Annotated in this window: 11 protein-coding genes and 1 other RNA gene; all 12 read left to right on the top strand. The window is 60.7% G+C overall.

Annotation, left to right across the window (positions count from 1 at the left end):
- Positions 1-8 precede the first annotated feature (8 nt).
- Positions 9-1178, top strand: coding sequence for a hypothetical protein (locus tag ACCQ00_RS21320; protein WP_052759834.1), 1170 nt, complete (start codon positions 9-11; stop codon positions 1176-1178).
- Entirely contained in the window at positions 1175-2227 is a 1053-nt protein-coding gene (locus tag ACCQ00_RS21315) for a FliM/FliN family flagellar motor switch protein (protein WP_039571057.1), read from the top strand. Before ACCQ00_RS21320 ends, ACCQ00_RS21315 begins: the two co-directional genes overlap by 4 nt.
- Positions 2227-2919, top strand: coding sequence for an EscR/YscR/HrcR family type III secretion system export apparatus protein (locus ACCQ00_RS21310; RefSeq protein ID WP_039571059.1), 693 nt, complete (start codon positions 2227-2229; stop codon positions 2917-2919). Before ACCQ00_RS21315 ends, ACCQ00_RS21310 begins: the two co-directional genes overlap by 1 nt.
- A gap of 2 nt (positions 2920-2921) precedes the next feature.
- A complete protein-coding gene (gene sctS, locus ACCQ00_RS21305) occupies positions 2922-3188 on the top strand; it encodes a type III secretion system export apparatus subunit SctS (RefSeq protein ID WP_039571061.1) in 267 nt (88 codons plus the stop codon).
- The gene (gene sctT, locus ACCQ00_RS21300) at positions 3188-3958 is read left to right on the top strand and encodes a type III secretion system export apparatus subunit SctT (RefSeq protein ID WP_052756675.1); all 771 of its coding nucleotides are present in this window, start codon (positions 3188-3190) and stop codon (positions 3956-3958) included. The genes sctS and sctT overlap by 1 nt, the downstream gene beginning before the upstream one ends.
- Complete coding sequence (locus tag ACCQ00_RS21295) at positions 3955-5034, top strand: EscU/YscU/HrcU family type III secretion system export apparatus switch protein (RefSeq protein WP_039571064.1); 1080 nt, start codon at positions 3955-3957, stop codon at positions 5032-5034. The genes sctT and ACCQ00_RS21295 overlap by 4 nt, the downstream gene beginning before the upstream one ends.
- Before the next feature lie 180 nt (positions 5035-5214).
- Complete coding sequence (locus ACCQ00_RS21290) at positions 5215-5739, top strand: SycD/LcrH family type III secretion system chaperone (protein WP_046735985.1); 525 nt, start codon at positions 5215-5217, stop codon at positions 5737-5739.
- A 206-nt stretch (positions 5740-5945) separates the two neighbouring features.
- A non-coding RNA gene (locus ACCQ00_RS21285) (sX9 sRNA) lies at positions 5946-6020 on the top strand.
- 7 nt (positions 6021-6027) lie between these two features.
- Entirely contained in the window at positions 6028-7671 is a 1644-nt protein-coding gene (sctE, locus tag ACCQ00_RS21280) for a type III secretion system translocon subunit SseC family protein (protein ID WP_039571067.1), read from the top strand.
- Between the two features lie 76 nt (positions 7672-7747).
- The gene (locus tag ACCQ00_RS21275) at positions 7748-8926 is read left to right on the top strand and encodes an IpaC/SipC family type III secretion system effector (protein WP_039571070.1); all 1179 of its coding nucleotides are present in this window, start codon (positions 7748-7750) and stop codon (positions 8924-8926) included.
- Between the two features lie 419 nt (positions 8927-9345).
- Entirely contained in the window at positions 9346-11205 is a 1860-nt protein-coding gene (locus ACCQ00_RS21270; protein ID WP_503290785.1) for a hypothetical protein, read from the top strand.
- Between the two features lie 130 nt (positions 11206-11335).
- On the top strand, positions 11336-12313 hold the full coding sequence (locus ACCQ00_RS21265) for an anti-phage protein ZorA-like protein (protein WP_039571075.1): 978 nt from the start codon (positions 11336-11338) through the stop codon (positions 12311-12313).

Raw genomic sequence — 12313 nt, 5'->3', positions numbered from 1 at the left:
ACGGATCCATGACCATCGCGCCGGTGTGCACGGAGGATACCGCTACGTCGGCGCGTTGCGAAACGGCAAAGCGCGACGCGCTCCCTGAACAACTGTCGCGTCTTGCATCGGCGCACGAATGGCCGGTGGACGAGGAGCACGACGACAGGCGCGAAATCGATCGCGCGATGCGGCATCCGTGCGCGGCATTCCATGTCAATACACATATAGATTGTGTTGAACGAACGCATTTTCCAGCGCTGCCATTAACCACGGCGCAGGCAGAAGCAGTACGCGGATCCGCCGTCCAATCGAAGCACGATGGCGCACATCCTGGCCCACATCCCGGCGTACCTTGCGAACCGCGGCAGGAAGGCAACATCCAAACCGGGCAGCAGCCGCAACGTATGGCGCCGCCCGCGACGAGCAACATCATGCACAACGTGTCGTGGAACGTGATGCCGGGCGCGCAGCCCCACCATGCTGTACGTCATGCCGCGGTGATGTCACGGCCGGTGCATGACGGCTACCCGCAAGGCCGCAATGCGTCCGTCACGCACGGTGTTGTCGCGGCGCGCACGACCGCGCTGTATGACGCGGGCTTCGCCACATATTGCTGGTCCATGAGCTGGCTTGTCGTCGGCGCACAGACGGCCGATGAGGCCAGCGATCGCTTCGGTTACGCCCTGATCGGTGATCAGGCTGATGAAGCCGCGGCCGATGCGCACATTGAAGAACGTGGCGCGCAACGGCAACGAACCGGGCGCGAGTCGCGTAGCGGCCGTATACGGATGCTGCGACCGTCTTCCGGCTTGGGCGAAGACAGGTTGGAAAGCATTGCGCATGGCGCATCGTTGCGCATGAAGGGCGTTGCCGTGTATGCGCCGTCGATGCGTGTTGCGCCGGCACGCGTGCAGCCGGCTGCGGATGGCGTCCCAGCGTACGGCGAAGTCGCGACGTGGCGTTTGCATTATACGTTCCGCAGTTGGCACGGCGCACCTTCGATCGAGTTGACGCAGGACCGTGTCTCTTTCGATATGACAGGTCGCGCGGGACGGTTCATGGTGGCCGTTACGGCGAGCAACAATGAGGTGAGCGCTGCGGCCCTACGGAAAATCGCATGCGCATTGGCACGAGACGACGCGCCGGGCGAACTGGCTGATCTAACCATTGCGCCGGTCCGAGCCGTTACCGCATGAGCCGCATATCAAGCGATGTCGAACTGGGCGGCACCGTGACAAGCCACGTTCGCTCGGCCGTCAAGAGCGCTCCGCGTAGCTGGCGCAGCTTGCGGAAAGTGGATGGCGTGTGCACGCTGAGTCCGCTGCGCGACGTCTGGGCGATGCGCGCGCTTTGCGTGGATGCCGCGATTTCACGTCCGTCCACGCGGGCGCGCCATGCGTGCTTCTCGGTACGGCACGGCGCGTTCGCGACGTCGGTATATGTGGACGCCGACGCATGCATCGCGTGGCGTTATCCCGACGCAGCCGAGTGGGCATGGGAGGCGCTCTGCGATGCGACGCTTCGCACCATTCTGCATCGCGAGCGATGGCAGGACTTCATTCCCGGCCCTGCCGGTCGATGGGATGAAGTGCGCCTCGAAGATGTCGGGCCGGTGCCGGGTGCGGCCGGAATGATGCTCGAAGTCGTCCATCGTGGTGCGCGTTTTTTCTTCAAGCAGGCTAACGGCTCGCTCAATCTCGCCGGGGATGCGCCGCTTCATCACGAAGCAGCCCTTTCGTGGGCCTGCCCTGTGACGACGACCGTCGCGATAGGCAGCACCCGCATCCCGTTGCACGTAATCCGTTCGCTGCGCCCGGGCGATGTCGTGAAGATAACCGCGCCGACGCTTCTGCTTCGCGCGTCGCCACACATTGCGTTTCCATTATCACTCGATCAAGGAGTATTGATTGTGACTGACCTGCCTTCCCGCCATCAGACGCAACCATCGCAGACACCGGGCGACCCCCATGTTGCGCGTTCCATAGACGACAATCCGACGCCCGATGAGTCGAGCCCGCTTTGGGTCGGCGAACTGCCTATCAAGCTGTCGTTTGCATTTGAACCGCTTGTGCTCACGGTCGCTGAACTATCGGCGCTGCGTCCAGGTGACGTCGTGCCACTCGAACCGGGCGTGCGGCTATTGATCTACGCGAACAGTCGCCCGGTCGGCGAGGCCGAACTGGTCGAAGTGGAAGGCGCGCTCGCGGCAGAGATCGCTGCGATGCATCTGGAGTCGAAGGGATAATGCATAACCCCGAATTATCGCTGATCGCGTTGATCGCAATCGCGTCACTGATCCCATTCGTGTTTGCATCGGGAACGTGTTTCCTGAAATTTTCGGTTGTGCTCGTGTTGCTGCGCAACGCGATCGGCGTGCAACAGGTTCCCAGTAATCTGGTGCTGAACAGCATCGCGCTGATGCTCACGGCCTTCGTCATGCAGCCTGTCCTCACGTCGACGTTTCACGCGTTCCAGGAAACCGACCAGGTCGCGTCCATCGACGAGGTCGGCCCCTACCTTACAACGGTACTGACGCCGTACCGGCAGTATCTGGCACGGTATGCGGACAAGGACCTGGTGAAGTTCTTCCAGAGAGCGCCGTCCAGCGTCCCGCGCACGCCTGCCGTACCAGACCAGCGCACGGCCGACCCGCGCGTGGTCCATCAAGTGCAACAACCGTCGCTGTATGCGTTGTTGCCGGCCTATGGGTTGACCGAGTTGCGCGACGCCTTTCGCATCGGCTTTTATCTGTATCTGCCATTCATCGTTGTGGACCTGATCGTATCGAATGTGCTGCTGGCGCTCGGAATGATGATGATGAGCCCGGTAACGATCGCCGTGCCGATCAAGCTGATTCTCTTCGTCGCGCTCGATGGCTGGACACTCGTGGCGAAGGACCTGGTGCAGCCGTATCTTTCTATGCACTCGGGGGGGTGAGTATGGGAAAACTCATTTACGCGGTAGACAAGGTGGTGATTCTCGTGCTCCTGCTTTCCGCACCGGCGATTATTACCGCCACCGTCGTCGGCATTGCGATGGGGCTGTTTCAAACCGTCACCCAGCTGCAGGAGCAGACCCTACCGTTCGGTGTGAAGCTGATCGCCGTGCTGGGCTGTCTGCTGCTGTTTTCGCCTTGGATGGCGATGGTCGTGACGGATTTTGCGCGGGAAGTCTTTCGGCTAGCATTCCTGAACGGAGCAGGCTGATGCTGTTGATGCGCTGGTGGGTCGGCTATATTTTTCATCATTTCGAGCTCTGGTCGATGCTCTATGCGCGCATCGCTCCCACTTTCCTGTTTATCCCGATCGCCAGTTCGCGTGTTGTGGTCAATCCAGTGACGCGGCAGCTCGTCATTTTTTTCGTCGTGATCGGCCTCGAGCCATATGTGCCGTTCCGCGTCAATGGACCCGACGGCGTTGCGCTTGCCAGCTCGTGCGGCGTGGAGGCCATCACCGGAATCGTAATAGGCGTGATCGTCGCGAGCCCATTCTGGGTCGCAACGGTTGTCGGTGAATTGATCGACAACCAGCGCGGCGCGACGATCGCGGATTCGATCGACCCGGCAAGCGGCGTGGAGGCATCCGTTATGGCGCCGTTCCTGAACCTGATGTTTGCCAATGTCTTCCTGCAAAAGGGCGGGTTGATGGTCCTAATGTCGTTTTTCTCGAGAAGCCTGTCTGATGTGCCGCTCGGCCAGATGCCGCACTTCAGCTACGTCGGGCTGGCCACGCTGCTCAACCACGTGCTCCAGACGGCAATCAGTCTTTCGGCGCCGGTGGCGATCGGACTCCTGCTGCTAGACGGCGTGCTGGCGTTCCTGTCGCGCTTTTGCAAGCAATTGAACGCGTTCTCGCTTTCGTTGACTGTCAAGAGCTTTGCCGCATACGGCATCATGTATTTCTATTTTTCTTCCGTGGTACCGATGCGGATCTATCACCTCGTGCATGACTGGTCGTTTCACGGGGTGCTTGAGTGAGCGAGAAAACTGAAAAGCCTACCGAAAAGAAACGCACCGATTCGGAAAAGAAGGGGCAGTCGCTCAAGGCGGCGGACATCGGCACGATGCTGCTGCTTATCGTGGGAGGCGGCACGATTCCGTTCGTGTTTGATCTCGACCGTATCGCCGGCCTCTTCAAATGGTTCGGCAGCGCCGCGCAAGCCAAGGATCTTCCCGCCCCGTTCGCCTATGTGAACGCGCTGGGATGGATGATGATGGAGGGCATTGCCGCCTTCACTGCCATCTGCGCGGTGGCGACGATGGTGCCGGCATTGATCCAGAGCCGGTTCACGCTCGCGTTCGATGCGATCAGGTTCAACTTTGATGCATTGAATCCGGCGAATGGCGTGAAGAAGCTCTTCAATATCCGCGTGGTGAAAGACCTTGTCAAGACCTTGCTCTATATCGTCATCACCGTTGCAGGCGCGGCTATTTTTACGCGCAACAATTACCGCGAGCTATTCATGACGACGCGCATGCCGGAATCCGCGCTGTGCTTCGAACTGGGGCATCTTTCCCGGTGTCTCGGTCTGTATCTGATCGCCATGGCGGTGCCAGTGCTCGTGCTCGATTGCCTGACCGAGCATTTTCTCTACATACGTGGACTGAAAATGGCGAAGCACGAAGTAAAGCAGGAGATCAAGCAAAGCCAAGGAAACCCGGAAGTCAAATCGAAGCAGCGGCAGTTGTCCCGCGAGGGGCTGAGCGAAAAGGTCAAAGAGAACGTCAAGGGCTCGACTTTCATCCTCGCCAATCCTACCCATGTCGCGGTCGGTATTTACGCCGATTTAAGAATCGCACCGTTACCGATGGTGTCGGTGCGGGAAGTTGATGCGCGGGCACGCCAAGTCATCGATTATGCGGTGAAATGCGGCGTACCGGTCTTACGGGATATCCCGTTGGCAAGGGGTATTTTTGCGCGGACGCAACGCTACCAATTCGTTTCGCCCGACGATCTGGAACCGATCATCCGGATTCTGGTGTGGTTGCGGCAGGTGGAGGAGGCCGGCGCTCCGCAAGCCGACGCCGTAGAAGACGATCCGTCGTCCGTGTAGCCGCGCACGGTCCGCGCGGCGGGGCCGGAAGAGAAGTGTCAACACCGCGTCCCCATGCCGGCTGGATGGCGCCATTCGTCAGTGCGGATGTGAACGTTTTTTGATAGTTCGACAAAACCCGCCCACCTACTATTGAAACGGGCCGCTGCTTACGTGCAGTGAGCATCGGAGATACATGTTATGAGCGACATACAACAAAAGGAAACAAACGTCGACACAGAGGAATTGGACCGTTTGAATCGATCGGTCTTCGCGGCCATTCAGAAAGGCGCGACGATGAAGGACCTACACGGCGTGACGGATGCGGCAATGGAAGGGGTTTATGCCTATGCCTATCGTTTCTACCAGCAGGGGAAATTGAAGGAAGCGGAATCATTTTTCCGCTTCCTGTTCATGTACGACTTTCGCTGCGCGGAGTACCCGATGGGATTGGCGGCGGTGTATCAGCTGCGCGGCGAATATCAGAAGGCCATCGAGTATTACGCGATTGCGATTTCGCTGACAAAAGATGACTTGCGGCCGGTCTTTCACTCGGCGCAGTGCCATCTGTGCCTGGGAAACCGCTCGGTCGCGCGGCAGAGCTTCGAGGTCGTGCTGGAGCGCGCCGACATACCCGTATTGAGGGATGCCGCGAAGGCTTGTCTCGACGTGATGGACAAGGGTTTGCAGCATGCCGCAACGGCGTCTTCGGAGCAAGAGAACTGACAAAATTATTACCTTTGGAAGCTCTGAACAACGCCCTGGACTGCGAGAAAATTGGGAATTTCGATTGATCGTGGCGATGTCCAGTGCTTGAAATCAAGCACTTGCGCGAGATGGCAATTGCCCCGGCTCTCGATCGTAAGCTCGCGAAATACTTGTTCAGAGCTTCCCTAGCCGCCAGGCGAGCGCGGCCGTTGCTCGGAGCCCTCATGGCCATTACGTACACCCCAGCTCCTGCGCGCCGTCCACACTGCCTGACGACTGCCTGCTAAGTTTTGTTAGTCGCCCTAAATGGGCATCAACCCGATAAATTTTCGGAAGGAGGTAGTTTTGATTGATCGAACAATGACCGCCATAGCAGACCGTGCTCTTTATATTCCGGATTATGATGTAATCGCGTCCATGAAAATGGCGAGTTTTGAAGAGCGCGTCGTCCAGCCATTCGGACAAACATCTTTCCAATCGACGCAGAAATCTGCAACGGTGGCTGCTTCGCTTGCGGTGCCGCAGTTGAAAGCGCCGCGCGCCGGTGTCGCATGGGATGCGGAACAGGTGGAGTCCCTCGCTGAGATCGTCAGGTCGACGGGCATCGACGATGCGGACATCTCCTCGACGTTGAAGCGGATCAGCGGTAATGTGGACTGTTGGGAGGCGTCGCTAGCGGAGAAGGTGCAGGCTCACGCGGAAGCGGTCTCTGTCTTCTCGGTGTCGGTCGGACACGCGCAGACGGCGGTGGATGACTGCGAGCGAGGCGCGCCGACGCCCGCGAAGCTGAATGCGGCGGCAGTGGCGCTCGCCGAAGCCGCGCGCAACGAAATTACCTGCGGCGTAGCCGCGAAAGCGCTGCCGTCCACACCGGAGTCGCTCGGTATCGACGTCACGCATCTTCTGACCGGAACCGCACTCCTAACGATGGCCTTGGCGAAGCTCCAAAAGCTCATGTCGGACAGCGATATCGACGCGCTGGACAGTCAGAGAAAGATGCTTAACGAGCTTTCGGCGGCGCGGCAGGCTACGTTGCAGAAGGCGTCCGACGACTACGCAGCCAAGCTCGCAGAAGCGAAGCATTTGCAGGATATGGTCGGCGAGATCTCAAAGATTGGCGGATGGGCGCTGACCATCATCGGCGTGGGTCTGGCGATTTTCACGGGCGGCGCCAGTCTGTTGATCGCGGCGGCGGGTCTTGCGCTGATGGCGGCCGATGCAATCTGCAAGGCCGTAACCGGCACGTCGTTCGTTGACGAGGCCATGAAACCGGTCATGGATCACGCGGTCAAGCCGATGATGGAGTGGTTGAGCAAGAAAGTCGCGTCGGCGCTGGAGGAGTGCGGCGTGTCCAAAGAAAAGGCGGAGATCGCCGGTGCGGTGGTCGCGGGCGTCGCCGTGGCTGCTGTGATGGTGACGGGCGTCGTGGCGATCGGCAGCGTGGCCGGAAAAATTGCGTCTGTGGTGGCAGAGTCGACCGCGAAGGAACTGGCCGAGGTCATGGAGTCCGCAGTGGTTCGCAGCGTGAAGGACGTCATGGTGAAACTGGCCGACGACACCGGCGTGACGTCGATGGCTTCGCGGGCAAAGACGCTTCTCGCCGAGATGCGAGCGCAGGTCGGCCTCGATGGCCTGGAGGAAGGGCAGATTCGCGCGGTCGCGAAGCGCGGCGAGGCGGGGCTGGCGATGGGCCAAGCCGCGCTATCGGGAACGGAGGCCGCCATGAACACCATCGCGGCAGCGAATATCAGGGATGCTTCGGTGATGCAGGCGGCGGTCACGCGAGCGCTCGCGGATAAGAAGGTGATTACCCAACTGCTGCAGGAGTTGGCAACGACCGTTTCCAATAGCCTGTCCGCCATGACTTCGCTTGGCAATGCGATGTCCGATGCGTTGAAGAGCGAAACGGCCGCCGATACGTTCGTGCTGAACAACGCGCGTGCCGTTTGAGCCAGAACACAAAGCTGAAACCAGAACCTTACCAGCAAGCTTTCAATTGCAAAGATAACAGTACGGAGCTATGACTATGACGATCAATATCGGGTCTGAAGGCGCGAACCGCCTGGAATTTTATCGCATCGAAACCGCGCAAACCCGAGCTGCGGACGCTACCGCCGCGGCCGCGTTGCAAGGCGCAGCGCTGGATCAACCGGCGCGTGTTCTCGCGCAAATGCCAGCGCTTGACGCGACGACCACCGCGTCGGCCGGTGCGACAACCGCGCAGACCGTCCCACAACTGATGACGCCGCGCACCGGCGCGGAACAGCTGTTCGCGCCAGCCGAAATGGCCTCGATCGCGCAGCCGCTTGTAAATGGAACCGATGTGATCGGCAACGCTTTTATCGGCGTGCTGGCCGAGTCTGCCACGAAGGAGGCGGGGGCGAGCGATGACCGGCCGTCAGGTTTCCTGATGGACGACGCAAAGATTGACGTGTTGTTGATGATGAGTGCCGAATGGCAAAAAGCGCAGATCGCGGATAGGCAACTCCAGAGCGAGATGACGACAATCGCGTCGAAGGCGGCGATCATGCAGTCGGATTCGCAGATCGCCGCCGGCAACGATGCATTGGCGTCGGCGGTCGGGGCATCCGCACTGAATGTCGGCATGCAGGTGACGGGTACCGTCGTCCGAGTTCGCGCGTTGAACAAGGAGCACGCGTCGCTCAAGGTGAATTCGCAAAACGCTCAGGATTCGCATGAGCGCGATAGTCTGATCAATCGCGCGACGCGCTCCGCCGAAGCCGTTCGTGCTTCCGAGGTCGACACGATCACCGTCGAAAGCGGCGCCAATCGTCACACGCTGCGCCTCGAGGAAGACCGCGTTCGCGCGCCCGCGAACCACCTGTCGCGCATGGGCGAGACGGCAATGGCGTCCGAATCACGTGCGGCGGATCTTTCCGGGCAACATTCGCTGAATATGCGCACCTGGGGACGCGACTATGCGAAGGCCGACTTGTGGCGCACGGGCGGCGATGTCAGCGCGAAGATGGTTGATGGCGTCGGGCAGATGGAGCAGAGCAATGAGCATGCGCATCAGACGGTGGATCAGAACCAGCAGGAAGTAGCGCGCAGCGACGCATCGCTGCACGAGGAAAGCGCGCGTCAAAGCCGTGCCATCGCGCAGGAAATGCATAACATCACCAGTCAGTTGATCAATAACATCAATTCCGTTGCGGCGCAGGTCGCGGGCAACCTTCGCGCCTGAGCTACGGCGACTGGCCGCTTTTTGATTTCGCTTTTAGCGATAAGCGCCGACGCTCGGGTGCCGCCTATCCATCAAGCGCGGTACACGGGCGTCGCGAAAACTATTTCGGTATGAGGTGTTCTATGCCTGATTTGTCCGCTTTGAATGGCGCTTCCAGTTCTAGTGCACGCCCGTATACGGAGGCAGACTACGAGAACGCAACCCGACTCCATCGCTCGCAGAGTCTTTCCGAGGGCGGATTTGGCCTGTCCTCAGGACTGAGAGACGTGCGCAACGCCCGTGGCGCCGGCCTAGAGTACACCCCTCCAGCCGCGCCGTGTTCGTCGGCCGCCGGCATGGCTAATGGCACATTCTCGGCGTCCTCCGTGTCAGCCGCGAGGACGGTCACCGCACCGAATGCATCGACCGAAGAAATCGAGATGTCGATGAAGGCGTTCGCGCGCGAACTGATCCTCGCTCACGGGGGGGCGCGCGCGTTGAACGCAAGCCGTCAGTTGACGTTGCTGCTGGAGGGTACGGAGCCGAACAGTGCGACGCAGAAGTATTTGCGTAAGTTCATGTACGCGCTGCACATGTTGAATGTCACGTCGATGTACGACTCGCAAGACGCGGCGCACATGTCGAAGCGAAATACGATGGTCAACGCCTTCATCGATGCAATCGACGCGGCGTCGAAGTATCATGTCAAGCAGCCGGGAAAGTCGGACGAAGTGTTCGCTGGGAAGCTCGATCACAATTCAAGCACGGGAAAACCCAGTTACAAGGGCTGGTCCCGGGCATGGACCGCGTTGAACGAAGCGCTTTCGCAACGCAGCACAGGGGCCTCGGATATGCGGCACCTGGAGGCGTATTACGCGCAGCATGTCATGCCGCGCACCCAGCTCAGAGCGCAATTCGTGTACGGCGAAACAACCGATAAGGCGGAGGAGCGGCTCCATTCGGGCTCGAAGCAGGCGGTGTGGGACGCGTCGCGACAGTTGCTGTGCTGCAATGCCGTCAATGCGGAGGAAAGGGGGCTGAACCTGGCGGCCGCCAGCGAATTGCTGCACATGATGCCGGAGTTTCTGCGGCGCCCCAAGAACAACCAGGATGCGACGAATACAGCCAGAAACGAGGTAACTGACCATCAGCGCCCGGAAAACCAGATAACTGACAATCAAAGCACTGAGGCCCATCGAGACCCGGCGGGCGAGGTTCCGTCGGATCGCTGCGGCTCAACCCCGCAGTATGCCGCGCCGCCGGATTTGCGGCACCTCGTGTTGTTGAACCGCAACGGCGCTCAGACCATGAACGGGCACACCTTTAACCTGTGCCCGGGATCCGGCGCCAACCGGAATGCCGGCGTATCCACCTCCGGCCACCGTCCGGGCGGGGAACCGGAGGCCGCACCGGGTAACGACGCAGCGGGTGGGTTGGCTGGCGGCAACGCCGACACCGACGACACGCAGCGGGTATCGACCGGACATCGCAGCCGGCGGGGCTCATCGGCCAATGAGGTCGAGACGCCGGTTGCAGGCCCCGATGAACTCGCGGGGCAGCCTGCCGCGACAACCAGCCCGCTGGTTGAGACGCATAGTGCGCTGCCGGCACCGCTTGATTCGACGCGCGGCGCTACAGAAGTGAACGGCATGCCTCCGATGTCCTGGTCCGCATCGCCGACATCATCACCGCACGACGCGATGCCGACGCCATCCCGGTCCGCATCGCCGCACACGCCGCGCTTCCGCTTCGATGTGCCGCAGCATCCGGAGGTGGTCCTGACAGCAGGCCCGGGGCAGCGCAATCCGGTGGACACGGCCGGGGCAAGACAAAGCTTTTCTCCCACACCGAGCGAAGTGAACGGCACGCCTCCGATGTCCCCGTCCGTATCGTCGACATCATCACCGCACGACGCGGTGCCGACGCCATCCCGGTCCGCATCGCCGGACACGCCGCGCTTCCGCTTCGATGTGCCGCAGCAGCCGCAGGTGGTCCTGACAGCGGGGCCGGGGCAGCGCAATCCGGTGGACACGGCCAGGGCAAGACAAAGCTTTTCTCCCACACCGAGCGAAGTGAACGGCACGCCTCCGATGTCCCCGTCCGTATCGTCGACATCATCACCGCACGACGCGGTGCCGACGCCATCCCGGTCCGCATCGCCGGACACGCCGCGCTTCCGCTTCGATGTGCCGCAGCAGCCGCAGGTGGTCCTGACAGCGGGGCCGGGGCAGCGCAATCCGGTGGACACGGCCAGGGCAAGACAAAGCTTTTCTTCTCCCACACCTGACGAAGTTGAATAACGCCGCCCCGTGAACCAGCCGTCGTGGCAAAGAGGAATCGGGTGTTCCCGTTGATTTCGATCGATTGCGCATTCGCCTAGTCTCGAATGCGCATCGCCTGATGATTCGCCTAAGGAGCTGTTCTTTTGTGATGTATGTCGATTTGACGGAGATGCCGCTTTCCGTCTTGCTGTTGCTGTGCGGATTGATGGTGCTTTCGCTGTATTTTGCGTTGTGCTTCGTTCTGCCATCGTTGTTGTTGCTTGTGCGGATCCGGCGCGCCAACGGCCGTGTCCGGCAAATGGCTGCGTTGGGCGGTGGCCCGGTTGCGGATGCTGAGTTCGATGCGATTTTCGACGCAGACCGCCATCTTGCGCGCTCTTGGCAGAACTACCGGAAAACGCTGGCGTCGGCCGGCGGCGCGGCGGGCAACCGCGCGACGATACCCGCTGCCGTCTGTTTCGACCGGCAGGAAAACGTCGAGGTCCCGTTGAAGCTGGAGTTCTTTCGCCATTGCCCGGGATTGATGACCGGCATCGGGATTGTCGGGACGTTCTCCGGTTTGCTGCTCGGTCTGCATCACTTCGCGGATGCCATCGTGCCGAAGGCCGCCGCGTTGGTTACCCCGCTGCAGCAGACTGGAGCGATCGGACACGTCGCCGTTAGCGGGGCGAGTGCAGCGGTTCCCGACGGGGCGTTTGTCTCTTTCATTTCCGGGGCTGCGGCGCCACTGCCGATGGTGACGGGCCTGAAGACCCTCGATCAAGGCGAAGGCGGCATGGCGGGCGCAACCATCGTCCACGCGCCGGCGGCGGTGAAGATGGTGATGGATCCGAACGTGCTGACAGGCGCGTTGGGCCGCCTGCTGCACAGCGTGTCGGACGCATTCGTCGTTTCCGCCATTGCGGTGCTGTGCGCGCTCTTGACCACGTTCATCGAGAAGTTGTTGATGGCGCAATGCTTCCATCAGCTTCAGGAACTGTCGTCGACGATTGACGGGGTGTTTGCGTTCAACCCCGGCGAGGACCCGATGACGCATTTGACGCGGACGTCGGAGGCGACGGAACGGCAAATCAAGCGGATTGCGCTTGCGTTAAACGACATTACGATTTCGCGAGATCGAGTTTAG

The sequence above is a fragment of the Xanthomonas sp. NCPPB 3761 genome, assembly GCF_041475705.2.
In the GTDB taxonomy this organism is placed as follows: Bacteria; Pseudomonadota; Gammaproteobacteria; order Xanthomonadales; family Xanthomonadaceae; genus Xanthomonas; species Xanthomonas phaseoli.
The sequence above is the reverse complement of the archived record's forward strand: the minus strand, read 5'-3'. Positions and strand labels throughout refer to the sequence as shown.